This window comes from Sorangium sp. So ce124 (assembly GCF_051525235.1).
Lineage (GTDB): Bacteria > Myxococcota_A > Polyangia > Polyangiales > Polyangiaceae > Sorangium > Sorangium atrum.
In genome coordinates this window covers 2727041-2745730 of the sequence record NZ_CP150312.1, presented here as the reverse complement: position 1 = coordinate 2745730, position 18690 = coordinate 2727041, and the positions used below count along the sequence as shown (strand labels likewise).

Here is an 18690-nt window from a genome sequence, read left to right as displayed (position 1 = left end):
TCGATCGATCGTGTCAAGAGACGAGGGGACGAATTCGGCGGGCGGGAGCTTCAGGCGTGCGCGCCGTCGAGCATCGGTCGATACGGCGCAGGGCTCAGACGGACGCGCAGCGCGAGCTCGCTGCCCTCGAGCAGCAGCGCGAGCTCGCTCATCGTCAGCTCCATCGGCCCCTCTCCGGGCCGTTTCCACGGTGCTGCGAAGTGCCCGGTCTCCAAGCGCTTGCACAGCATGCACAGGCCCGTGCCATCGAAGTACAACGCCTTGGCTCTCTTCCGCGTCCGACCAATGAAGACGAAGACATCACCCGAGAGCAGCGTCTTCTTCATCGGACCTTCCACCAACGCCGCCAGCGTGTCGTAGGCCTTGCGCATGTCCACCGGCTCTCGGTAGACGAACACGCGCATGTGCCGCATCGAGCCGACGATCACGACAGCCTCCGCAGCAGCGCCACGAGGCTCTCGACGTCGAGGCCATCGATGACCAGGCCGCTCGGGGCGTGCGCCACACGGAGCGTGGGGACTGCGGGGTCCGACTCGGCTGTCGACGTCCGCGGCTTCGACCTGGCCTGGGGCGCAGCCAGCTCCACCACCCGAAACCCGGCATCGCGAGCGCCCGCCGCGCGCGAGTCCGAAGGGCGCCTTCGTCCGCCCGGCGCGGCCTGACGGTCTCGTTTCCAGCGGCTCAGTGTGGTCTCGTGCAGCCCCAGCGCCTCGGCGAGCGCGCGCGCTGTCACCCCGCTCCGACCGAGCTCCTGCACCAGCTCCAGCACCGCTTCGCGCACCTCTACCGGAGCTCCGCTCGGTGCCGCCGCTGTCCCCTCGATCTGCCCCTTGAGCTCAAGAACCCTCGCGTTCTGCTTCTCGGTCATCATCGTGAACCTCCTCGCGCGTGCGCGTGCGCGAAGGCTCGCTCCAACCGGGCTTCAGGTCAGGACGGGCAAGGGCGAGGACTTACGATTGGACTGGCACCAGCGTCCGGTATCGTCGCTCCATGCCTAAGGACATGGCGTTTACGCGCTTGCGTGACCCTGCGGCACCGACGTGCAGGTGCATCGATAGCACCACCAAGGAAGATACAGAGCGCGTCTTCTGCCGACGTATATGGGACGGTGACGCGAGTCTGTGCGACGGAGACTTTCTCTCCTGGTGGGAGCTCGGGAAGATCCCAAAGTACGCACCCCTCTGTGCCAACGTCGGTTGAGACAGGCTCCCCCTAGAAATCTGTGGTGAGAGGGCGGAGAATGGACCTGACTCGTGCCGAAGCCTTCCCATCTCCGATCCGTCGATCCTACCCCCGCCCCAGCGGCGCAGGGCGCTGCTCCCCGCCCGAGTGGCGTCGCCGTCGAGACCATGCCGAAGGCGGGCAAGAGGCGGAAGTTCTCGGCGGCGGAGAAGCTGCGCATCGTGCGCGAGGCGGCCGCGTGCACCCAGCGCGGGGACATCGAGGCGCTCCTGCGCCGTGAGGGCATCTACAGCTCCCTCCTGACGGCGTGGCGCAAGCAACTCGCCCTCCACGGCAGCGAGGCCCTCTCGGGGCGCAAGCCCGGCCGCAAGCCGAAGCAGGACGCGAAGGACCGGCGCATCGCCGAGCTCGAGAAGCGCTCGGCGCGGCTCGAGGAGAAGCTCGCGCTCGCTGAGAAGCTCATCGATCTTCAAAAAAAAGTCTCTTCCATTCTGGGCATCAACCTCACGAACGACGAAGAGCGCTGATGGACATCATCGAAGAGCTCGATGACCCGCACGTCTCCATCGCCCAGGCGTGTGCGGCACTCGGCGTCAGCCGCGCCACGCTCTACCGGCAGACCCAGCCCGCGAAGCTGCCCGCGCTGACCGGGCCCGCTCCGAGCCCACGCCGGCTCAGCGACCCCGAGCGGCAAGCCGTGCTCGACGTGCTGCACAGCGACGAGTTCGTCGACCAGCCCCCGCCGGAGGTCTACGCGACGCTGCTGTCGCGCGGCGTCTACCTCGCCTCCATCCGCACGATGTACCGCCTGCTCGCGGCGTCCCGCGAGAGCGGCGAGCGACGCGCGCAGCGTGGGCCGATGAAGCATGTCAAGCCGACCCTCACCGCCACGGCCCCCAACCAGATCTGGACGTGGGATATAACCAAGCTGCGCGGGCCGCTGCCCGGGGTCTTCTACTGCCTGTACGTCGTCCTCGACCTGTTCAGTCGCATGACCGTCGGCTGGCTGCTCGCTGAGCGCGAGAGCGCGGAGCTCGCCGAGCACCTCTTCGCAGAGACTGTCGCCCGCCACGGCGTCGAGCCCGGCTCGCTCACCGTGCACGCCGACCGCGGCTCCGCGATGAGGTCGGAGGGGCTCGCTCAGCTCCTCGGCTCGCTCGGCGTCGTTCGTAGCTTCAGCCGGCCTCACGTCAGCGATGACAACGCCTTCTCCGAGTCGCAGTTCAAGACGCTTAAATACCAGCCCGACTATCCGGACCGCTTTGCCTCGCTGGCTCATGCACGAGCGTGGTGCCAGGAGTTCTTCAGCTGGTATAACGACCTTCATCAGCATTCTGGCCTTGCGCTCTTCACACCTGCTGATGTATTCTACGGCCGCGTCGATGATATCGCGGCTCGGCGCCAGGTCGCCCTCGACACGGCCTACGCCGCGCATCCTGAACGCTTCCCGAACGGCCCGCCCGTCGTGCGCAGGCCGCCCGCTTCGGTAGCCATCAACCCGCTGTCCATCGACGACGACGCCTGCGCGGCCGCGGCGCCGCCGCACACGGGCACGACCAGCGACGCGCCCACCGCCGTGCCGCGGCCGCCCCGATCTCGACCGGTTGGGGCCCAGAGCCGGAACGCGCCCCTCGTCGCGATCCCCTCATAGGATTCTCGTCCGGCCTGTCTCAAACCCGTTGGCATTCTCCGCACCAAGCGATCCATCCTACTGCGGCACAGCGTGCTCGTATCGCGGAGTATCGATCAGGGACTACACGACACACGTCGAGTTGATCGAGCACCTCAAGACCACGAAGAGATTTAAGCCAAATCCTAAGGCTCCGCCGATGCCGCGGTACTACTGCAAGATCCGATTCACAGGCGGCGCCGGCAAGATCCGGCCGAGTCCATCCAGCGGCGACCCTCGTCATCACACTCTGTTCAAATCAGACGACTTTTGCGCGCGCGAACACGTGCAAGTGCTAGGGATCGGTGCTATAGACGAAGCGATCGAGGGCCTGTGACGTGTTCGCAATTAACGAGAAGCTGCTGTTTACGTCGATGCCGAACTTCCCGCTCATAGCGAGCGATTACGAAGTGCTGCATTTCGACGAAATGCCGATCCTGTTTACCGGAACAACGAAATACCAGGCGCGTGTCATTGCCTCGTCGGTAGAAGAGGACGAGGACACAGATCGCTTCTTTCATGTCATCGTAACCGCCGACGAGTACTCTTCATTCTTAAGAAGGCGCGTTACTTACCGAGAACTCTTGCTGCGCGCTGGTAGCGTGTTCGTGGTAGACAGGCGATCTGGCGGCCGTGTAGCGGTTTATCTCGTGCCCATTGCCGAGATCCCAGACGAGTATCTTCCGCTAGAAGATTCGTACTGCCCGGAAAGGGCTCTGAGACCGTCGCTGACGTTCGACGCGAGCATGCGCGGGAAGCGCGCCGATCTTCATCAGGCGTATCCGTCTGATATAAGAACTGTCGAGGCGTCTTTGTCCGGGATTGTTTCCGACGCGTTGGTTAGCGTCAGCGAGACAAAGAAGCCACCGCGGACGTTCCTGAGACCATACGGCGAAGGAAGCTTCAGATTGCGGTTTAGTGTGGAGGAGGAGGCACCTCCGCAACTCGGATTTGCGGCCCACCTACACCCAGAATACGCCAGGTTGTACATCGACTTTTGCCTAAACAGGTTTCAGGATGAAATCGGGGCAATTAGCGACGGAGACCTGTCGCTTGCCCCGTGTTTCACGCGGCTACTGAGAACCTACCTCAGAATTAATGAGTTTGGCGGCAACTTGCGCGACAGCGGTGCAGTGTCGGTGTCGTCCGCGGCAGACAAGCTTCTGCTTGCAGCTCGAAGGAGTGTCGAGCGCCTTGTCGACCTATCGGACATCATAGGTCAACATTTTACAAGCATCGAGGTCTTCAATGTGTACGAAGACAACGAGGAGGCGCTTATAGGGGCGATGGACGCTTCCTCTGCTGCACGCATCAATTCCTCCATCGAGGAATATGATGTGCGCATCGGAGGCCTGTTCGAAGATGCTCACTCAAAGGAATACGAAATACTCATCTACAACTTGAACACGGAGACGCGCAAAGGCAGTGCGTACCTTATACTTCGTGAGTCCATGCCGAGAGTTCGCGTGTCGATCGACGGGACTGGACCGCTGGAGGAAACGAGGTTCGCTGAAAGTCTTTATAAGAACAAGAGAATCTCGGTATTGGCAAGGGCCAGGGGTACGAAAGATAGGATTGTGAGCCTGAGCATAGAGTATGGGGGTTGAGGCACAGCCTCGCTCAGAGAGTGTGTATCGGTGATCACTCCGGCTCACCAAACAGGCTCAACTGCACCATCCTGCGCGGTCCCGGCACGGGCGGCGGCTCTGACGGCGGTTCCGGCGTAGGCGCCACCGGCGCAGCCGGAGCGGACCCGACCAGCCGGAGGAACCCGCGCCCGTTCGGCAGGGCCCGGTCGGCGTTCAGTGGGCGGATTGCTGAACGGGCAAGCAGGGTTACACCGTCGGGTGGATCAGTGACGGCAGACCAAGGTCGGCGCTGTCGCCCCATTTGAGCTCACCCGCGTCGCGCCACGGCTTGAGCAGGTCGCCCACCTTGCACATCGCCAGGAACAGCGCCTGGAACGGATCGGAGCCAATCGCGTAGTCGAGAACCGGAGCCTTGAACGACTCCTCAATCTCGATGTCAACGATCCATTCGTTCTCTCGATGAACGGGACTGTGTGGCCTGCTGAGCAGGATGCGAACCTTGCGCGTGAAGCTCCCATCATTCGGCGTGAAGTCCAGATGCCTTGAGGCTACCACGTTTCCGTCGTGCATGCCCGGTAGATAGGGCAGCGCCGGCGTCAGTGGAAGTTGTTGGTGCAGAAGTTCGTCCATTCCCGCCCGCCCTGATTCGCGGCGGACCAGCACTGCCTCTTGAGCCAACTTGGGCACGCGAAACGACAAAACATCTCGCGAGAACTCTGTCGCTTGCGGGCGAGCAAGCACACCTGCTTGAGGCGCGGCTCGGCTGCCGCATTAGCGTCTTCATCTGTCGGCTCTCCTGCCTCTTCCGGTTCCGTGATCTCGGCGACTGGCTGGACCACGCAGGACGACATGAACACGGCGGCGATGATCGTCGCGATCCTCATGGCCCTCCGCGAAAGCGAGCCGCGGGCCACGCGGCCGTGAGCGCTCGGGTGACATGAGCGCGCCCGCCACCTCGACCATTCACTGCGTATTCTAGCCTGGAATAATCGGCGATGAAGCGCCGAATCGTGACAGGAATGGACGTCGTCTGGGACGAGCCGACCGCCCGGGCGCCAGGCGGCCGGCGTCCTACTCCGCGCCGTCCGGCAGGCCGCCGAACAGGCTCAACTGCACGGGCGTCCGCGGCTTCGGCCGCCACGCGAACAGGTCGAGCTGACGGGAAGGCTCCGGCGCGGGTGCAGCTGGCTCGACAGCGGCCGACCTGGCGGGTGCTGCGGCGGGCGCGAGGGCCGGCGGAGGAGCCACCGGGGCGGGCGCCACGGGCGGCGGCTGCGGAGCGGAGGGAGCCGACGGAGCCGACCCACCCGAGACGAGGCGGAGCCATCCATTCCCGCCGGGCAGCTGCCGGACCGGCCCGGTCTGCGCCGGCAGGGTGAGCGCCTGCGGGACCGGCGGCGCGGCGGCTGGCTCCGCCAGCGCGGCCCGGATCAGATCCTCGACCGACCAGAACGCCGAGACGAGATCCCCGCGGCTTCGTTACACTGCCCGGGGGCGCGGACGGAGCATCCGGAGGGGAGCTGAGCCGCCGCGGGCGGCCAAGCCGGCGATCCCCCCTCCCGGCGTCTGGAAATCCGTGGCAGCGTTCGGCACATGCGCATGCTGTTCATCCCGGAGCACGAAGGCCACGCCTATCCGAGTTCGTCGACCTCCCGCGCATTCCTGCCGCAGGCGCTCGGGTCCAGGCTGACCTCGATCACCGAGTCGCTGGCCACGTTCGCTGCCGTGCGTATCAACCCGTGAAAGCCCCTCCCAGGTTCACCCCGCCATCGCCTCCAGCAGACGCACCGGCGCCGTTTCTCGTTATCGCCCTTGACGCGGCTCCGTTTGCGGCGGTCGACGGCGCTGGGCTGCTCGCATGCCTTAAGAAGGTTACTGGAGTAGAGCCATCGAAGAGCGATAGCGATTGGAATGCGTTCGCCAGGTCTCAGCATCTGACCATTGGCGGTCATCCGGTGCTCGCGTCACCTAACCACTGGTTCAGAACGGAGAGCCGCTGGTTCGCGGTTGCTATTACGGAAGCCAAGTCGGAGGCCCACCTGTTTTTCGGCTGGGTGGTGTCCAAGGGCGCAGCTGCGAAGTACACGCATATCGACCTAATTAAAGATTCCCACCGCTGGGCCTCCTCTCTGCCACGTGCCGCGACGCCGTGGTGGCGATTCCTATTCTGTCCTGTCAAATGTACCGGGTACGCCACCGTTGGCGGCTCGGAATCCGGCATCTCGCTCAAGGACAGGAAATCGATATTTCATACACTGACGGATAAGGATGCTGCCGCAACGTTTGCCACGTTACTTGTGCCGATAGTCGCCGCCGTCATCAAGGCCGGCGACTACTCCGCTCTCGTCATCGCCATCGCCGCGAGTGTACTTTTGGGCATTGTCGTCGCGCATGCAATAATAAGACACCTGTTTATCCTGCCTCGCCTCTCGTGGGGCGTGGATGGGCTGGAGAGATAAATGATCGCCGCCAATCCCAAAGAGTTCGAGCGCAGACTCATCAATGCCACGCGAAGACACTTTGGCGCGAGCGCGCAAGTTCTTGCGCATCAGTCGCTATGGGAATCTAGCGATGAGGCGGAGGCCTGGCAAGCGGATCTGATGTGCATACCGAACTCCGGACCGTATGCCGATCGCCCGCATATCGTCGAATTCAAGTACACTCGAAACAAGACAATCCCTTCGCCAATTATTATTGGTCTTTTCGATTTGTTTGAGCGCATCGACAAGGCAAATGCAGAAATGGGAACTCGGTTTGCTATTGTTACGAATGCGATCGTTAGTCGAAAGTTTCTTGGGATGCCAATTCCTGGCAACGTGAGCCTGTTTGAGGAAATCGTAGATGAGCAAGGTTGGGTGAAAGCCATGCGCCAATGGCTGGTAGCCGAGTAGCCCGGTTAGCACACTACATCCAGTACGCTCCGCGTCTGCCGCGCATCAAGAGCTCAGACGGCGCAACTTCACCCGCGCAATGCGGCCGCTCCGCTATGACATACCCCGTCCCGCCGGCATCTCTTCCCCGCCCTTGCCAGCGGTTTTCCTCCGCAAAACCGCTATAATCAGAGGACCTTAGACGAAAGCGCCCCGTCTCGGCTGGCACCAAGACGGGGCTGCGAAACGCCAGGCAGTCGCCTACCTCGCGCCCATCGCACCGCGAAGGGTACGGCCGTGCCTGGGGAGAGGCAAGGGTCCCGTGGCGAACGAGCTCCCACGCGAGCGGCGGCTTGCCGTGCTCGCGGCCTTAGTGGACGGCAACAGCGAGCGCGCGGTCGAGCGCATGACCGGCGTCAGTCGGCCGACGATCAACCGCTTCGCGCTCCGGGTCGGCGTCGCCGCGCAGAGCCTCCACAACACCATGGCGCGCGATCTGACCTGCTCGCTCATCGAGAGCGATGAAGTCTGGTCCTTCGTACAAAAGAAGCAGTCGCGCGTGACGCCAGCGGAGCACGCGGCCGGCCTCGGTGAGGCGTACGCCTTCACGGCGCTCGCGATGCCGAGCCGCTACGTGGTGACGTGGCACGTCGGCAAGCGCGACGAGACGAGCGCCGACGCGTTCATCAAGGACCTGCGCGCGCGGCTCGTCGTCCTGCCGTCGATCACCTCCGACGGCTTCGCCGCCTATCCTGGCGCGATCGGCGCCAGCTTCGGTCCTGGCGTCGACTTCGGCCAGGTCATCAAGAACTTCTCGCGGGGTGGCCAGCGCGACGACGATCACCGCTACGAGCCGCCCCGCAACCCGTGGCTGACCCGGCGCGTGGTGTTCGGCGCTCCGAACATCGACGCCGCGACGACCGCGCACGTCGAGCGGAACAACGCCACCTTACGGCACCACATCGGCCGCATGAGACGCCTGGTCTTGGCCTTCAGCAAAGACCCGGAGCACCACCGCGCAGCGGTCTCGCTCGGACTCACGCACTACAACCTGTGCCTGATCGTCAAGACGACGCGCGTCACGCCCGCGATGGCGGCCGGCGTCACCAGCCACATCTGGGAGCTCCCGGAGCTGCTCGACGCGCTGCTCTCCGTGCCCGAGACGCCAGCACCGAGCGCGAAGCCGCTCGCTCCCCGCAAGCCTGAAGGCACCGCCCGCGAGTTACCCGGCGGACGCGGCTTCCTGCGCGTGGTCCAGGGTGGGGCAGCCCCGAGCCCGCCCGCTGCTCCCGTGCCGCCTCCACCCGCTCCCGTGCCCGCCGCCGCGACCCCGAGCGCCCCGGCCTCCGTCGAGCCGACCGGCCAGCTCGACCTGCTCTCCTGGCGCCCGAAGCCCCGGAAGCCGGTGCAGATGTCGCTCTTCGGGGATCCGCCGGAGGAGGAGCAAACTTAGCCAGATCAAGGGCCTGGCCAAACTTGGCCACTACCAGATTCACCTCTGCCGGGAGGCTGTCGACACCCTCCGGTTTGAGATTCACCGGTACTGGTCAACTTTGACCCGAAGTGGTCAAAATAGCCTGATTCGCGTGGCGAACCTCGATCTCGGTCCGTAGCGTTCGGCCCAAGGAAGTCTCAGGATCCTACAGATCTCGCTTGATGTGTGTTGGGCGACGTGATCAAAGCTGCGGATGGGTTCACCTGCAGCAGAGCACGCAGCGGCACTCGCCGAGGAGATGAGCGACGCGCACTTCGGCGATGCGCGGCTTTCGAAGCGCCAGACCAAGCTGGTGCAGAAGCTGGCGCAGGCGCCGGACAAGAGCTTCCCCTCGCTGCTGTCCGACAGCGAGCTGGAGGCGGCGTACCGTTTTTTCGGCAACGACGCCGTCACGCCCGCGGCGATCCTGGCTCCGCATGTGCACGCCACCCTCGCGCGCATGGAGGCCGAGCCGGTGGTGCTCGCCATCCATGACACCACGACCCTCTCCTTCCGCTCGGACGGCCAGCGGCAGGGGCTCGGACGGCTGCGCTCCTCGGGGCAGACGTTCTTCGCCCACTTCACGCTGGCGGTCAGCGGCGATGGAACGCGCCGCCCGCTCGGCGTGCTCGATCTGAGCACGCACGTGCGCGACGACGGCACGATGGACAACGAGCACGACCGCTGGGGAGAGCAGGTGGAGCGCGTCGCGGCCTTGGGCGCAGCTCCGCACGACGTGGTGCATGTCATGGACCGCGAAGGCGACGACTACGGCCTGTTCGCGCAGCTGTTGAGCGCAGGGCATCGGTTCGTGATTCGGCTCGCGCACAATCGCCTCGTCGAGGCCGACGCCCTCGGAGAGCAGGCCAAGCTCGAGCAGGCGCTCGCGCATGTTCAAGCGGTGGCCGTACGCGAGGTAGAGCTTTCGCCGCGGCCGGCAGCCAATCGCAGCCCTCAACAGAAACGGCTGCATCCTCCGCGCGCAGGACGCTTGGCCAAGCTCGCCCTTGGAAGCACGCGCGTGACCCTGCGGCGACCGAGATCCCAGCCGCGCGAGCTGCCGGCGACGCTCTCGCTTCAGGTCGTGCGTGTCTGGGAGCTCGAGCCGCCGCCGGGCGAAGCGCCGGTCGAGTGGGTGCTGCTCACGAGCGAGCCGGTCGAGTCCGTCGAGCAGTTGACGCAGCTGGTTGACTGGTACCGGGCGCGGTGGATGGTGGAGGAGTTCTTCAAGGCCCTGAAGACCGGATGCGCCTACGAGAAGCGCCAGATTGAGGACCTGCACGGCTTGCGCAACGTGCTGGCGCTCTTCGCGCCCATCGCCTGGCAGCTATTGCTGCTGCGCAGCGAGGCTCGGCGCGCTCCGGAGCAGCCCGCGACCGCCGTGCTCACGCCCACCCAGCTCGCGGTGCTGCGGGTCTTCGCGCGCAAGCCCCTGCCCGAGAACGCCACGGCCCGCGATGCCTTCCTGGCCATCGCCGGGCTCGGCGGACACCTCCGGCGAAACGGCGAGCCCGGCTGGCAGACCTTGGGCCGTGGCTACGAGCAGCTCCTCACCCTCGTCCAGGGCTGGAGCGCCGCGAGGGAGGTGGGGAAATTATGATCAATCCTGAGAAGGAAGTGCAGCCCGCGACGGGGCCAACCGTCCGGGCTGCGTGGCCGAACCCCGCGCTAACGAGGTCCGACATGCTGACCGTAGTCCGTTCGCCTTCGAGCAAGAAGGCGAGCGTGCGCCCAAGCGCCGCCGACGCCTCTGCGTCACCCGTTCCCTCTCCGACGTGGAGCGCATGCGGCTCCGCGCTGCGCTCCGCAACCTGCGCGCCTTGTACGGCACGTGGGCATGTCTTGCCGAGGTCATGGGCATGCAGCCCCGAACGCTCCGTGCGATCGCCTCGGGCAAGTACGCCGGGTCGCCCGGCACCGCCATGCGCGCCGCGCGTGCGGCTGGAACCACCATCGAGCGGCTCCTGGGCCGCCCCATCGCAGCGGACCGCTGCCCACACTGCGGCCGGGGTGCCCCATGAGCGCGTGGGGCCATCAAGCCGGCCCCGCTCGCGTCCTGAACATCGCCGAGATCGTCGCGCAGGAGCCGTTCATCCGGACCGTCCTGCGTGGCCTCGGCGTGCCCGTCGTCGATCTCGGCGATGTGGTTCAGGATGTCGTGCTCGGGGCGTGGATGAGCTCGCAAGCGGGTCGCTACAGGCCCGACCGCACACGCGAACCGCTGGACGCGCTCAAGCGCTGGCTCTTCGGAGTGTGCCGCTTCCACTGCACCCACTACCACGAGCGCGCCTTCCGTCGCCGCGAGGTGCCTGTCGAAGACCCGTGGGCGACCACCGGGGAGGAGCGCGTTGACCCCTGGCAGGTCGGCGAGCGCATCGACGCGGCCAAGGCGCTCATGACGATCGCCGCGATGCCGCTCTGGGCTCGCGAGGTGCTGGTACTCGCAGCGCTCGGGCACGGCGGCACCGAGATCGCCAACATCCTCCGCATCCCGCTCGGCACGGCGGGCAGCCGCTTGCGGCTCGCGCGGGCTCGCCTTGCTCGGAAGCTGCGGCGGCGGCGGTAGGCGACCGAGCCTATAGCCTGCGCGCGGCGAGCGACGCGCCGCTGGCAGGGTCGCCAGCGGACGTTGACCGCCAAGGCCCCCGCCTCCGGCGCGGTGCGACTCGCCCGGTCAGCAACCAAGGCGAGCACAACTCGTCCCCCGCACCACGCCACGCGCAAGCGGCGCGTCCTCTCCTCCAGCCCAGGCGCGTCGTCCGCTCTTGACTCGGGAGCCACCGCGTTACAAAAGCGGCGTCCGACCCGTCCACGGCGCTTGCGCCGCGCGCAGGGTCCGGTCCGCCGCGCGAGTGCCGCGCGGAGACCACGCTGTTCCGCGCGAGCGGCACCGCACGGAGGCCATCACATGAAGTACAGGACCACGATCCGCGAAAGCCTTACCCGGAAGCTGCGGGAAAAGTCAGAGACAGGGGATTATCAGAAGTACCTCATGGAGATGACGCTCCACAGGCTCCGGGCCTTCCGCGACGCGCGGATCCGCTTCCGTTTCCCGGTGACCGCGGTGATCGGACCGAACGGCAGCGGGAAGTCGACTGTGCTGGGCGCCGCAGGCTTGATTTACAGCGACATGAAGCCCGGCAACTTCTTTGCCGTCTCGACAGCGGACGAGGAAGCGATGCAGGGTGTCAGGATCGCCTACAAGGTAATCGATCGCAAATTCAAGAAAGACGGTGACATCGAGCGCAGCGCCACCCGCCCCAAGAAGAAGTGGGAGCGGAAGACGCTCGACAGGAAGGTCCTGTACTTTGGATTCCGACGGACGGTCCCGGCGACCGAGCGCCCCGAGTTCACCAAGTTCCGCACCGGGGTAAAGGAGATCGACGGTGCTGGCTACGCCTCGCTGGGCCCCGACGTCATAGAACACGCTTCTCGCATCCTCAGTCTTGATGTTGCAAAGTACGAGAAGAGCACTCTCAAGACACCCATGATCGGATACGCCGGAGACGTGAAATATTCCGAGTTCCACTTCGGCACAGGCGTGTCGGTGATCATTGAGCTCGTCTGGAATCTTGAGAACCTAGACCCGAAGGAGCAGGCCCTTGTCCTCATCGAGGAGATAGAGAACACGCTGCATCCTTTCGCCGTGCGCAAGCTGGTAGAATACCTCGTATCTGTCGCAGACAGGAAGCGGTGTCAGGTCATATTCACGACGCACTCGGAGTATGCTCTCGACCCCCTCCCACGCGAGGCGATCTGGGCAGCCAAGGACGGTATACTCGTCAATGGCAAGCTCCGCGTCGCAGACATGTTAACATTCCGCGGAAATACCGACACGAAGCTGGCCGTCTTTTGCGAAGACGCAACAGCAATAGACTGGCTCCAGGGCATGCTGAGGGCGTCTGGCATGAGCGACGAACTCGGCATGATCGAATTCTACCCCGTTGGCAGTTTCGGGAGTGTTAGCGAGATGGTTGCGAGCCACAACAGAAACCCATCGCGCAGGTTCAACGCAGTTGGGTTCGTCGACGGTGATGCACCGGCAGACTTCAGGGCAGCGCCGGAGGTCTTCCGATTGCCTGGCACATACGCTCCAGAGGAAGTCATCATTGAGTCGGTGATCGACAAGTTTCACGCGAATTTAGCCGTTCTATCGATCGCACTGCAGCAGCGCTCGGAGGACCAGGAGCGCGTGCGCAAGACTATCACTGAGCAGTTTCGCGACGCCTCCGACATGCATCTCGTTTTTTCTCAGATTGGGGAGAGACTCGGGTACGTGCCTGAGCAGACCGTGCGACTCGCGCTGATCAAAGCGTATTGCGACGGCGCGAAGGAACAGGTTGCGGCTATATCCACTATAATTCATGAGCGGCTTGGTGCCGCGGACGCTGACGCGCGCAGCAGTTAACAATCGAAAAGACTCAGCTGCACCATCCGATTCGGCGCGGGCGGCGGCTCTGACGGCGGGGGCTCGGGTTCCGGCGAAGCCGCGAGGGGCGGTATAGGCGCCACGGAGGCGGCCGCTGCTTCACGGTTCACTGCCCGCAACTCTCGTTTCCACCAAAGTTCCAGCACGCTCCGTGTACTCCGGGCTCGCCCGCGCTCCCTCCCGGCGGCGCGCTACCGCCGTCGCCTGCCGTGCCTCCGGTGAAGTCCTGCAACGCGACCGCTGCATTCGGAGCCGTCGCATAGGCGATACCCACCGCGTGGCCACCTCGGCCGCCACCGCCCGGGCCGCCTATTCCACCCGCCCCGCCATCCCCGCCACGGCAACCAATCGAGCCACCAAGAGGCGAAGAACTCCCACCGGCGCTGCCACTGCCCCCAACTGCACCGCCTCTTGCGCCAGCGCCATCTCCCCCCTTGCCCGCCTTGCCCACCGCGACGGTCACCTCCGTCAGCACCAGCTTCGTCCCCAAGCTCACGATCCCGATGCTCGACCCGCCGGCCTTCCCACCACCACCGCCCTTACCGCCGCAGCCGCCGGCTCCGCCTCCGCCGCCGGCGGCGCCGGGGCCATCCACCGGGTTCGCTGCGGGCGCGCAGAACAGCCCTGCTTTCGCGCCTCCGCCGCCACCTCCCCCTTGACCACGCGTCCCAGTCATGCCGATGCCGCCGTCGCCGCCCTCGATTCCGGCCAGCGTCAGCGTCGTGTCGATGCCGGCCTCGCCGGCATCGCCAGCGGCGCCTGGCGCACCATCTTCCCCGCGCCTGCAGTCGCCCGAAGCGTCGGCTTGCCCAGCACCGCCTAACCCATACTCCTCGGGGTTCGGCTCCGGCAACGGCGCACCATCAGCACCCTTCTGCCCATTGCCCTCGTCGGTCCCCGTGATCCCCCCGGTCCCGCCGTCTCCCCCGCGCGTCTCGCCGTCCTCACACGTCGTCACGCCCGCGGTCCCGCCGATGACCAGGTTCGGCGCCGCGCACGCATTCGACGGCCGCGCCTGCTCCGTGTCTGGCGCGCTGGATCCCGCCTGCGGCGCCTGCGTCGGTGTCTCGCCGTTTGCACCGTCCATCGCATCGCCCGCCGTCACGTCCACCTGCGCAAGCTCCGCCTCGACGTCCGCCACCGCCACGCCGATCGACGACTCGCTCCGCTCCGTCGCGCTCGCCGCGTAAACCTTGAAGCCGCTGACCTTCGCGCCGCGCGCGGCCTCCGTCAGCGTCAGCGCGACCTGGTCTGCTGGTCCCGCGATCGTGCTTCGCGCCGTTTCGTCCCACGTCCACCCCGCCTCGCAGTCGAAGCCCCCTATCACCTCAATCCCAGCGTCGATTATGACGCGTTCGGCGAATACTCCTTTCGTGCACGCAAGCCCCCGCTTGCTCTTGGCATTAGCGACCGCCTCAGCAAGCGATGAATATGGATTGTCCCTTGTTCCGTCGCCTCCGGACGCCGCGTCCGCATTCGCGAATATTGCACACGAGTCGTCCAGTTCGCCAGGGGTCTCACTTGAGGTGCACGCGCCGCCCGCATCGCCTCCGCTGCTTTCTCCGCCACTGCCTCCAGTGCCCGCTACACCGCCAGCCCCCTGCCCATACTCGCCCCAATCCACGCCGATGATCTGCGAACAGCCGCCGGATGCAGCCGCAGCAGCGGCCCAGAGCCACACCGTCGCCTCCGCGAACCGTCTCTTGCCACTCATGACGGGGAGCGTCTTGCAACGTGCTCCGGGCGTCAATGCGCTCCCAGGGCCGGCGACGGGCAGTTGCTATCCCTTGGTCGGTTCGACGTCGGGTTCTCCGAAGAGCGACAGCTGCACCGGGGTCCGCGGCTTCGAACGCCAGGCGAACAGTTCGAGCTGGCGGTGCTGCTCCGCCGCCGGCACGGAGCGATCGACGTGACCCGGCGCAGCGACGGGCACGGGAGCGGGCGGAGGTGCCATCCCCGCAGCTGGCGCGCTGCCGACCAGCCGGAGGAACCCTCTCCCGTTCGGCAGGGCCCTGGCAGGCGCAGCAGGCGCCCCTGGGGGCGGCTGCGGGAGCATGAGCGCCTTGGGCGTCGGGGGCTCCCCCGGTGCCTCGGAGAGCGCCAGGCTGACGAGCTCCTCCACGCTCCACACGTGATCGGTCAGCCCGGCCTCCATGGCGGGCGTCACGCGCAGCGCATCATGCGGGCGGCAGAAGTTGTAGAACGCCATGTGCAACGCGACGGCCGCCTTGTGATGCGGGAGGCGCTTGGAGAAGCCGTTGCAGAGCCTCGTGAAGCGGCGGATGTGCATGCGGATCGTCAGGTTCTGCCGCTCGACGTGCAACGTGCTCGCGCGCTGCATGTCGGGCACGCCGAAGACGGGCGTCTTCGTGATGAAGGGGTCGCGGGGCGGCTCGTAGCGGTGGTCGTCGTCGCGCCGAGCCTTCCGGTTGTAGCGCTTCACCACCTGCGCGTAGTCGACCGAGCCAACGAGCGCGAACGCGCCACCGACCGCAGCGACGTAGGGCGCCCACCCGTCGCTGTAGAGCTGCGGGATGGTGACCAGCCGCGCGCGGAGGTCCTTGGTGAACGCAGCGGTGTTCGCCTCGTCGCGCTTCCCCACGCGATACGAGATCACGAGCTTGGAGGCGCTCGCCATGCCGACGAACACGTACGCCTCACCGAACTCCGGCGAGTCGCCCGGCAGGACGCGCGCCTGCTTCTTCTGCACGTAGCTCCCGATTTCGTCGACCTGCACCGTGCGGCAGTCGACGTCGCGAACGAGCCGGTTGTGGAGGCGCTCGCAGCCTTCACCGACGCGCAGCAGCAGCGACAGGATCGCAGGCTTGCTCACGTCCGTGAGCCGCGTCGTGGGGCGGATACCTGCCCCCTCGACGAGATGTGACACGACCTCGACGCGCTTCGCCATCGGCAGCACGTGTGCCATGCAGGGCCTTGCCTCTCCCCAGAGCGAGGCCCATGATGCGCGTGCGAGGTGCATCGGGCGGGCCACCGTCCGGTGTTGCGCAGCCCTGTCTCCGGGGACCAGCCGGGGGCAGGGCGCTTTGCTAAGTACCCTGCAAGATAGCAACGAAATGCCTATGTTTCCCGCGGTTTCCGCGTAGCTAGGACAGTGGTTGTCATGGCCGTAGTGGGCTTTTACAGCCTGTTTGACGTGGTTTCGCGCGATGGCCGGGGGCAATCCGCTAGGCCGCTACCCGCCCCTTCCTGCGCCGGCGCGCGTCACGGCTGAGCGCATCCAGAGGGCTCCTGCGCAGGAGAGCCCTCCACCACGTGAACACCCTCCTTTCCGCGCGCCTCTCATCCCGCTTGCGGCGCTTTTCCTGGCGCCTCTCCTCCGGTCGCATCCTCTTCGGGGGCTTCTGGTCGGACCGTTGCGCTTCGGGGTCAAAGGGGTCGTCGAGAAGAAGACCCCATGCAGTTGCACTAGTAGAGCAGTTGTTGGCCATGCGGACTGGTACACCAAGCTCGGTGTAGGTCCCGCCTGGATTCTGTGTACACCATCGGCCTTAGGAGACTACGGGAACGCCCGATGTTGCGACGCGCCTTGCGCACCTGGACCGCATGCGGGTGGCTGGGTGGGCTGTCGAGGAGGAGGCCGCGCTCGGGGCGTGGCTCATGCACCGGATCGACCGTCAAGAGCGCGATGGGCCCGTTGGTCAAAATTGACCACTACCGATTCACCTCTGCCGGGAGGCTGTCGACAGGTGCGGGCCGCGACGGGTCAACCCGGGCCGGGTCGCGGGCGTCTCACTTCCAGTTGACGGTGGCCCATCCGCGGGCAGGGACGCTGAACTGGAGCTTCTTGCCGGCCACGCTGAGGGTCGTCGTCTTCGCGGAGCTGCCGGAGTTATAGATGACCGTGACGATGGTGCCGTCAGGGTTCTTGAAGGCCAGCGCGTCCCCGCCGGTCGTGTTGACGCGCATCGCTCCAGGATCGACGTACTGGGAGACGTGGCGGAAGACGTAGTAGGCAGGGGTCAGTATCAGCTCCTTCGTGTCGGCCTTCACGTTGAGGAGCGCGTTCTGGGGCCACGGCCGCTGCGAGTCGATGTTCTTCCCCACCGGGTCCAGCACCATGTTCCAGGCGTTGTACGAGTTTACCCCCGCCTTGATCCAGTCGCGGATGAGCCCCCAGCTCTCCTGCCCGTAGGCGTGATCGTTCGCTGCAGTGTTCGGGTTGTACGGCGGCGCCCCCGCGGGGTTCCAGTTGTAGTTGCCGCACTGGTGCTCCGTTTGCACGATCGGCAGGTTGCGCGATTTCAGGCCGGCTGCGCTGCCCCGCATGTTCCACTGCAGCCCGAAGCCCTTGACGTACTTCATCGCGGTGGCATCGCCGGTCACGGCGCTGAGGATCCCCGGGTCTGCGGCATCGTTGGACATCGTGCCGAGGAAGATCTGAGCCTTGATCCCCCGTTCTTCGAACGTCGGCCCGAGGTAGGTGCCGATGAACTTGGCCATGAGCTGCCCCGTCCAGGCGCAGCTCGGATACCTCGTCTCGTAGGTCGGCTCGTTCTGGGGGTGGACCGCCTCGATGGTCATGCCCTCTGCGGCGTACGCCTCGACGAACTTGGCGAAGTACAGGGCATGTGCCTTCAGGGTGTTCGCGTCGTCCTTCATCTTGCCACCGTCGAAGGCGCCGTTGCTCTTCATCCAGGTGGGGGGCGTCCAGGGGCTGGCCCAGAGGTGGAGGCCGGGCCTCACGGCGAGCGCCGCCTTGATGTACGGGATCAATTTCTCCTTGTCCCGCGCGATGGAGAAGCTCTCCATCGTGAAATCATCCTTCTTCTCGTCGAGGCTATAGCGATCCATCGCATAGTCGCTGGCCCCCATGGGGATGCGCCCGTAAGCGAACCCTGCGCCCTCGTTCTTGTCGAAGAGAAGCCTGATGGCTCGCTGCCGCTCGGACTCGCTGAGCATCGAGAGCATGTTCCAGCCCATCTCGTTGAACGAGCCACCGAAGCCATCCCATCGCTGCTGCGTTGCCGCGTCATCGACGGTCACGTCGGCATTGCCGCTCGTCACTTCCGTCGGCGTCCCGATCTTCCAGTACTCGTTCGCGCCCGAGGTGATCAGCGTGGGCTCGACCACGTCGGGGTCACCGCCGGTCCCGGTGGACGAGCCGCCAGAACCCCCGTCTCCACCCGGATCGCCGCCGGTACCGCTCGAACCCGTCGCGCCACCCGTCCCTTCGCCGCTGCCTGTCGTCGCGCTCCCGTTGCCGCTCGTGCTCCCGGTGCCGCTCGTGCTCCCGTTGCCGCTCGTACTCCCGTTGCCGCCCGTGCTCCCGCTACTGCCCGCACCCGCACCCGGGCCGCCCGAGCTCTCGGGTTCTTCCGGGCCGCTCGAAGAACCGCAACCCACCAGGAGAAACGCGAGCAATATGCCGACGGTCGAAGCTCGTGCCCTGTTCATCACAAAAATCCTCCATCCCAGGAGTGCAACCCCTTGGCGGTGCCTGCAGCAGGCGTCAGAAA

At 65.7% G+C, this 18690-nt stretch carries 17 protein-coding genes and 1 pseudogene; 10 read left to right on the top strand and 8 right to left on the bottom strand.

Annotated elements, in window-relative coordinates; all coding sequences use genetic code 11:
• Positions 1–50: 50 nt before the first annotated feature.
• Positions 51–428, bottom strand: coding sequence for an IS66 family insertion sequence element accessory protein TnpB (gene tnpB / locus WMF19_RS10535; protein ID WP_437898948.1), 378 nt, complete (start codon positions 426–428; stop codon positions 51–53).
• Positions 425–871 carry a hypothetical protein gene (locus tag WMF19_RS10530; protein ID WP_437898947.1) on the bottom strand — a complete coding sequence of 149 codons (447 nt, stop codon included), beginning with the start codon at positions 869–871 and terminating at the stop codon, positions 425–427. The genes tnpB and WMF19_RS10530 overlap by 4 nt, the downstream gene beginning before the upstream one ends.
• 478 nt (positions 872–1349) lie before the next feature.
• On the opposite strand from WMF19_RS10530, the gene WMF19_RS10525 reads away from it, so the two are divergent.
• The 3 genes from WMF19_RS10525 to WMF19_RS10515 all read left to right on the top strand — a co-directional run bounded on the left by WMF19_RS10525 (position 1350) and on the right by WMF19_RS10515 (position 4458).
• Positions 1350–1709, top strand: coding sequence for a transposase (locus tag WMF19_RS10525; RefSeq protein WP_437894792.1), 360 nt, complete (start codon positions 1350–1352; stop codon positions 1707–1709).
• On the top strand, positions 1709–2833 hold the full coding sequence (locus WMF19_RS10520; RefSeq protein ID WP_437894791.1) for an IS3 family transposase: 1125 nt from the start codon (positions 1709–1711) through the stop codon (positions 2831–2833). The genes WMF19_RS10525 and WMF19_RS10520 overlap by 1 nt, the downstream gene beginning before the upstream one ends.
• Before the next feature lie 356 nt (positions 2834–3189).
• A complete protein-coding gene (locus tag WMF19_RS10515; RefSeq protein ID WP_437898946.1) occupies positions 3190–4458 on the top strand; it encodes a hypothetical protein in 1269 nt (422 codons plus the stop codon).
• A gap of 34 nt (positions 4459–4492) precedes the next feature.
• Here the strand turns inward: WMF19_RS10515 and WMF19_RS10510 are convergent.
• The 3 genes and pseudogenes from WMF19_RS10510 to WMF19_RS10500 form a co-directional block, all read right to left on the bottom strand.
• Positions 4493–4651 (bottom strand): annotated as a pseudogene (locus tag WMF19_RS10510) (IS1 family transposase); the annotation flags it as partial.
• 35 nt (positions 4652–4686) lie between these two features.
• Positions 4687–5070: a DUF6968 family protein gene (locus WMF19_RS10505; RefSeq protein WP_437589598.1), complete on the bottom strand. Its 384-nt coding sequence runs from the start codon at positions 5068–5070 to the stop codon at positions 4687–4689.
• Positions 5037–5324: a hypothetical protein gene (locus WMF19_RS10500; protein ID WP_437898945.1), complete on the bottom strand. Its 288-nt coding sequence runs from the start codon at positions 5322–5324 to the stop codon at positions 5037–5039. Before WMF19_RS10500 ends, WMF19_RS10505 begins: the two co-directional genes overlap by 34 nt.
• 709 nt (positions 5325–6033) lie before the next feature.
• On the opposite strand from WMF19_RS10500, the gene WMF19_RS10495 reads away from it, so the two are divergent.
• From WMF19_RS10495 to WMF19_RS10465, 7 genes are all read left to right on the top strand, one after another.
• The gene (locus WMF19_RS10495) at positions 6034–6183 is read left to right on the top strand and encodes a hypothetical protein (protein WP_437898944.1); all 150 of its coding nucleotides are present in this window, start codon (positions 6034–6036) and stop codon (positions 6181–6183) included.
• Entirely contained in the window at positions 6180–6899 is a 720-nt protein-coding gene (locus tag WMF19_RS10490; protein WP_437898943.1) for a hypothetical protein, read from the top strand. Before WMF19_RS10495 ends, WMF19_RS10490 begins: the two co-directional genes overlap by 4 nt.
• Positions 6900–7331: a hypothetical protein gene (locus WMF19_RS10485; RefSeq protein ID WP_437898942.1), complete on the top strand. Its 432-nt coding sequence runs from the start codon at positions 6900–6902 to the stop codon at positions 7329–7331.
• Between the two features lie 301 nt (positions 7332–7632).
• A complete protein-coding gene (locus WMF19_RS10480) occupies positions 7633–8763 on the top strand; it encodes an IS1 family transposase (RefSeq protein ID WP_437898941.1) in 1131 nt (376 codons plus the stop codon).
• 280 nt (positions 8764–9043) lie between these two features.
• Positions 9044–10384 (top strand): IS4 family transposase, encoded by a 1341-nt coding sequence (locus WMF19_RS10475; protein ID WP_437893055.1) that lies wholly within the window; start codon positions 9044–9046, stop codon positions 10382–10384.
• A gap of 417 nt (positions 10385–10801) precedes the next feature.
• Positions 10802–11350 (top strand): RNA polymerase sigma factor, encoded by a 549-nt coding sequence (locus WMF19_RS10470; protein WP_437898940.1) that lies wholly within the window; start codon positions 10802–10804, stop codon positions 11348–11350.
• Positions 11351–11692: 342 nt separating this feature from the next.
• Positions 11693–13192 carry an ATP-dependent nuclease gene (locus WMF19_RS10465; protein WP_437898938.1) on the top strand — a complete coding sequence of 500 codons (1500 nt, stop codon included), beginning with the start codon at positions 11693–11695 and terminating at the stop codon, positions 13190–13192.
• Between the two features lie 127 nt (positions 13193–13319).
• Here the strand turns inward: WMF19_RS10465 and WMF19_RS10460 are convergent, their stop codons facing one another.
• The 3 genes from WMF19_RS10460 to WMF19_RS10450 all read right to left on the bottom strand — a co-directional run bounded on the left by WMF19_RS10460 (position 13320) and on the right by WMF19_RS10450 (position 18628).
• Complete coding sequence (locus WMF19_RS10460) at positions 13320–14540, bottom strand: hypothetical protein (protein WP_437898937.1); 1221 nt, start codon at positions 14538–14540, stop codon at positions 13320–13322.
• 453 nt (positions 14541–14993) lie between these two features.
• Entirely contained in the window at positions 14994–16139 is a 1146-nt protein-coding gene (locus WMF19_RS10455; protein WP_437898936.1) for an IS1 family transposase, read from the bottom strand.
• An 824-nt stretch (positions 16140–16963) separates the two neighbouring features.
• The gene (locus tag WMF19_RS10450; RefSeq protein ID WP_437898935.1) at positions 16964–18628 is read right to left on the bottom strand and encodes a glycoside hydrolase family 30 protein; all 1665 of its coding nucleotides are present in this window, start codon (positions 18626–18628) and stop codon (positions 16964–16966) included.
• Positions 18629–18690 lie beyond the last annotated feature (62 nt).

Bases quoted from the DNA above. Each gene is read 5' to 3' on its own strand.
- WMF19_RS10530 (WP_437898947.1), bottom strand. From the start codon at position 871: ATGATGACCGAGAAGCAGAACGCGAGGGTTCTTGAGCTCAAGGGGCAG.
- WMF19_RS10525 (WP_437894792.1), top strand. From the start codon at position 1,350: ATGCCGAAGGCGGGCAAGAGGCGGAAGTTCTCGGCGGCGGAGAAGCTG.
- WMF19_RS10520 (WP_437894791.1), top strand. From the start codon at position 1,709: ATGGACATCATCGAAGAGCTCGATGACCCGCACGTCTCCATCGCCCAG.
- WMF19_RS10505 (WP_437589598.1), bottom strand. From the start codon at position 5,070: ATGGACGAACTTCTGCACCAACAACTTCCACTGACGCCGGCGCTGCCC.
- WMF19_RS10500 (WP_437898945.1), bottom strand. From the start codon at position 5,324: ATGAGGATCGCGACGATCATCGCCGCCGTGTTCATGTCGTCCTGCGTG.
- WMF19_RS10495 (WP_437898944.1), top strand. From the start codon at position 6,034: ATGCGCATGCTGTTCATCCCGGAGCACGAAGGCCACGCCTATCCGAGT.
- WMF19_RS10485 (WP_437898942.1), top strand. From the start codon at position 6,900: ATGATCGCCGCCAATCCCAAAGAGTTCGAGCGCAGACTCATCAATGCC.
- WMF19_RS10475 (WP_437893055.1), top strand. From the start codon at position 9,044: ATGAGCGACGCGCACTTCGGCGATGCGCGGCTTTCGAAGCGCCAGACC.
- WMF19_RS10470 (WP_437898940.1), top strand. From the start codon at position 10,802: ATGAGCGCGTGGGGCCATCAAGCCGGCCCCGCTCGCGTCCTGAACATC.
- WMF19_RS10465 (WP_437898938.1), top strand. From the start codon at position 11,693: ATGAAGTACAGGACCACGATCCGCGAAAGCCTTACCCGGAAGCTGCGG.
- WMF19_RS10455 (WP_437898936.1), bottom strand. From the start codon at position 16,139: ATGGCACACGTGCTGCCGATGGCGAAGCGCGTCGAGGTCGTGTCACAT.
- WMF19_RS10450 (WP_437898935.1), bottom strand. From the start codon at position 18,628: ATGAACAGGGCACGAGCTTCGACCGTCGGCATATTGCTCGCGTTTCTC.